At 70.6% G+C, this 4,457-nt stretch carries 5 protein-coding genes; 4 read left to right on the top strand and 1 reads right to left on the bottom strand.

Features of this window, described 5'->3' with window-relative positions:
* From E1281_RS37870 to E1281_RS37855, 4 genes are all read left to right on the top strand, one after another.
* A partial coding sequence (locus E1281_RS37870; protein ID WP_131884520.1) for a helix-turn-helix domain-containing protein occupies nucleotides 1–337 on the top strand: 337 nt, incomplete at its 5' end.
* Between the two features lie 131 nt (nucleotides 338–468).
* Nucleotides 469–825 (top strand): Lsr2 family protein, encoded by a 357-nt coding sequence (locus E1281_RS37865; RefSeq protein WP_131884519.1) that lies wholly within the window; start codon nucleotides 469–471, stop codon nucleotides 823–825.
* A 17-nt stretch (nucleotides 826–842) separates the two neighbouring features.
* Nucleotides 843–1,172, top strand: coding sequence for an Lsr2 family protein (locus E1281_RS37860; protein ID WP_131884518.1), 330 nt, complete (start codon nucleotides 843–845; stop codon nucleotides 1,170–1,172).
* A 295-nt stretch (nucleotides 1,173–1,467) separates the two neighbouring features.
* Complete coding sequence (locus tag E1281_RS37855; RefSeq protein ID WP_131884517.1) at nucleotides 1,468–3,294, top strand: potassium transporter TrkA; 1,827 nt, start codon at nucleotides 1,468–1,470, stop codon at nucleotides 3,292–3,294.
* Nucleotides 3,295–3,324: 30 nt separating this feature from the next.
* Here E1281_RS37855 and E1281_RS37850 read toward each other — a convergent pair whose 3' ends face one another.
* A complete protein-coding gene (locus E1281_RS37850; protein ID WP_131884516.1) occupies nucleotides 3,325–4,284 on the bottom strand; it encodes an MBL fold metallo-hydrolase in 960 nt (319 codons plus the stop codon).
* Nucleotides 4,285–4,457: the final 173 nt, after the last annotated feature.

Here is a 4,457-nt window from a genome sequence, read left to right as displayed (position 1 = left end):
GCGCGGCGGGGTGCTCGTCCGGGCGGAGGAGCACGTACCGGAGCTGCTGCTGCGCGAGGGCGGGACGCTCGCCGCCATCGCGGCGTCCCGGCGGCTGGCCCCGCTGGACGAGGCGGGGCCGCGGCAGGGCCTGCGGCTCGCCGTGACGCTCCTCGAATGCATGAAGCACGGCTTCAACGCGACGGGGGCCGCCGAGGTCCTCTGCGTCCACCCGCAGACCGTCCGCTACCGGCTGGCGCAGTTGCACGGCATGTTCGGCTTCGACATCGAGGACCCGGCGATCCGGCTGGAGATGATGCTCCTCCTGCACACCTGGATCGAGCGGCACGGCGCCTGAAACGTCCGCCATTCCCCGCACCACTTCCCCGCGGGACTTCCCCCGCGGCGCGTCTTGACGTCATGGCGGGTCCCGGAATCCGCTACGGTCAAGGTCGCCGCGCAGGCAAGGGGAAGGAAGACTGAGTACACATGGCCGAGAAGGTCATTCGGGTGGACGACATCGACGGCTCCGAAGGGGCCGATGTCGCAAAGCGGGACTTCGAAGTCCTGGACCGGACGTTCACGATCGACTTGAACGATGACAACTACAAGCGGCTGAACGAGGTGCTGGACGCCCTGGCGCCCTTCATCGAGAACGCCGCGGAGGTGAAGCCCGCCGGGAAGGGACGCAAGTCCCGCACCGCGAAGATCAAGGGCTACACGAACGGCGATGTCCGCGAGTGGGCATTGCGAAGTAACATCGAAGTCTCTGAACGTGGCAAGATATCGGATGAGGTCTATGCTGCATTCATCGAGGCACATCCGGACGCCAAGCCGGACGCATAGCTAGAGGGAGTCCCCGCATGGCACAGAAGGTCGAAGTCCTTCTCGTGGACGACATCGACGGCGGAGAGGCTGACGAGACCGTCAGCTTTTCCCTCGATGGGACCACTTACGAGATCGACCTGAGCAAGAAGAACGCCGCCAAGCTCCGCAACGGCCTGGAGCCGTTCGTGGCCGGCGCCCGCAAGGCGCGCAAGCCCGCCGCCCGCGGCGGCCGCGCGGCGCGGACCGCGGGGAGCCGCGAGCGCTCCGCGGAGATTCGCGAGTGGGCGAAGAGCCGCGGCATCAAGGTCAATGAGCGGGGCCGTATCCCCGCCAATGTGATCGAGCAGTACGAGGCCGCCCACTAGCGGGCTCTCAGCGCGGCCGGCGGTGTTCCGGCACGACGCCAGGGGCCGGGGTGGTGGAATTCTCATCACCCCGGCCTCTTGCGTGCGCAACAGGCAAATCACCTTTCCGGGACGGTATTCACCGGAGGCGGTTCGCGCAGAAGCGTCCCGGCGGCCGAACAGTGCCGGATCTGGGGAGAATGCCGGAAATATCGTGAGACAACACAATAGGGTGAGACCCGGGAACGGCCGAGGGGGCAGACCGTTGAGACGTGCCACGCGATGGGACCGTGTGCGGTACTGGTTCGACAGGACCATGTCGAAGGGAACGCCCGCGCTCATCGGCTGGCTCGGCCTCGCCTCGGCGGCGCTCGTGCTCGTGGTGGCGAGCGCGGCGGTCCTCTTCACCCCGCGCGACAGCGCGGACAACGGGCACTGGTTCGGCATGGTGTGGCGGAGCCTGCTCCGCACGCTGGACCCGGGCACGATGGGCGACGACACCGGCACCGGCCCGTTCCTGGCGCTGATGCTGGTCGCCACGATCGGCGGCATCTTCATCGTCAGCTCGCTGATCGGCGTGATCACCACCGGCCTCGAAGCCAAGATCACCGAGTTGCGCAAGGGGCGGTCGCGGATCGTCGAGCACGGCCACACCGTGCTGCTCGGCTGGTCCGAGCAGGTCTTCACCGTCGTCACCGAGCTGGTCGAGGCGAACCAGAGCAAGCGCAGGTCGTGCGTGGCGATCCTCGCCAACCGCGACAAGGTCGAGATGGAGGACGCGATCCGGGAGCGGGTGGGCGACCTCGGCCGCACCCGCATCGTGTGCCGCACCGGCGACCCGCTGAAGGTCGCCGACGTGGAGCTGGTCAGCCCCGGCACCGCCCGCTCCATCATGATCGTCACCCCGGAGACCGACGACGCCGACACCCGGGTCATCAAGGTGCTGCTGTCGCTCGGCTCCCGGACGTGGGAGCAGGGCCGCCCGCACGTGGTCGCCGCGGTGCACGACTCGGCGAACCTGCCCGCGGCGCGGCTCGCGGGCGACGGCTCCGCGCACGTGATCGACGCCGACGACGTGGCGATCCGGCTGATCGTCCAGTCGCACCGGCAGTCGGGCCTGTCGCAGGTCTGCACCGACCTGCTCGACTTCGCCGGCCACGAGTTCTACATGCGGCGCGAGCCGGACCTGGCCGGGCTGACGGTCGGCGAGGCGCTGTCGGCCTACGACCTCGGCGTCCCGACGGGGCTGCGGCGCCGGGACGGGACCGTCCTGCTCAACCCGCCGATGGACACCGTGATCGGCGCCGACGACGAGATCATCGTGCTGGCCGAGGACGACCTGCTGATCCGGCTCCGGCAGGGGCCTCCGCCGCCGGTGCGGGAATCGGTGATCACCACGGCGACCGCGCGCGAGCCGGCGCCCGAGCGCACGCTGATGCTCGGCTGGAACCACCGCGCCCCGAAGATCATCGAGCTGCTCGACGAGTTCCTCGCCTCGGGGTCGGCCCTGGTGGTCGCGGCCCCGCGCGAGGACCCGACCGGGGTCCTGCGCCCGCGCGACAACCTCAAGCTGGACTTCGTCCGGGCCGAGCCGACCGACCGCCCGTCCCTGGAGTCGCTCGATGTCGGCTCCTTCCAGCACGTCATCGTGCTGTCGGAGGAGGGCCTCGACCACGAGCACGCCGACGCCCGCACGCTCGTCACGCTGCTTCACCTGCGCGACATGGAGGACGCGCTCGGCGACCCGTTCGCGATCGTCAGCGAGATCCACGACGACGCCAACCGGGAGATCGCGCAGGTCACCAAGGCCGACGACTTCGTGGTCAGCGAGAAGCTGATCAGCCTCATGCTGACCCAGCTCAGCGAGAACCGGCACCTGTACGACGTGTTCGTCGACCTGCTCGACCCGGCCGGCTCGGAGATCTACCTCAAGCCCGCGTGCGACTACCTGGCACCGGGCGAGCAGGCCGACTTCGCGACGCTCATCGAGGCGGCGCGGCGGCGCGGCGAGGTCGCGCTGGGCTACCGCCTGTCCGAGCTCTTCCACGAGCCGCCCGGCTACGGGGTGGTGCTGAACCCCGACAAGACGGCGCCCCTCACGCTGTCGGCCGGCGACCGCGTCATCGTGCTGGCCGAGAACTGAGCCCGCTCCCCCGGCGCTCCCGCGGGCCGCTCAGTCCTGGAGCCGCGCCCAGACCTCCCGGTCGCGCTCGGCCGTCCAGATCCGGGGGCGTTCGACGCCGTCCAGTTCGTCCCACAGGCGGGAGACGTCGAACGGCAGGCAGTGCTCGAAGATCGGCCAGTCGCCGAAGTCGGGCGCGAGCGCGGCGTGCACGGCGGCGAAGGCGTCCTTGAGCGTGCCCCCGCCGTCCCGGACGCGGCCGGTCTCGCGGAGCATCGTGTCGAGGAAGCCGCGGGTCTGTCCGATCGCGGCGCGCGCGGCCTCCCTGCCGTGCGCGACGGCGCCGCGCCCGCCGACGAGCGTCTCCGCGCCGAACGAGTTCACGTGGTCGAGGGTGCCCGTCGCCCATTCGCGGTGGAACGCGTCGCCGGTGTAGAGCGCGGCCTGCGTCTCCACGAGGTCGCCGGCGAACAGGATCCGGTGCCGCGGCAGCCACGCCACGATGTCGCCCTCGGTGTGGCCGCGCCCGCAGTACGCCAGGTCGAGATCGCCGCGGTCGCCGCCGAGGTCGATGGTGAGCGTGCCGGAGAACGTCACCGACGGCCAGGTGAGGCCGGGGATGCCGTCCGGGTCCTTGAACAGCCGGGGCATCCGCCCGTACTCCGACTCCCAGTCCTGCCTGCCGCGCTCGGCGATCAGCGAACGGGTCAGGTCGTGCGCGATGACCACCGGGGCCCCGAACGCGCTCGCGCCCAGCGTCCGGACGGCGTGGTAGTGCGAGAGCACGAGGTAGCGGATCGGCTTGTCGGTGTGCGCCCGCAGGACGGTGAGCCAGTCGCGGGCCGCCGCCGGGGTGGCGAGGGCCTCGAAGCAGACCAGGAAGTCCTCGCCCTCGACGGCCCCGACGTTCGGATCCCCCTCCGCCGTGAGCGCGTACACGCCGTCGGCCAGGACCTCCAGCGTCTGCGTCTTGTCGCCCAGATCCGCGGACGACGCGAACGGTCTGGGCATCGGCGCCCCCTCGCACTCGTGGCAGCGGCCTCGGCCGGTGGTGCTCGCGGTTCTCGTCCAGGGTTCATTCCACGCGGAGCGGTCGATAACCGTCCCCGATCCCGGGGAGGACCCGGGGAGGACCCGGGGAGGAAAGGCACCGGCGGGGTAGGGGGATCTTGACCGTGACGCGC

Source organism: Actinomadura sp. KC345 (assembly GCF_004348515.1).
Taxonomy (GTDB): Bacteria; Actinomycetota; Actinomycetes; order Streptosporangiales; family Streptosporangiaceae; genus Spirillospora.
This window is presented reverse-complemented; position numbering and strand designations above follow the sequence as displayed.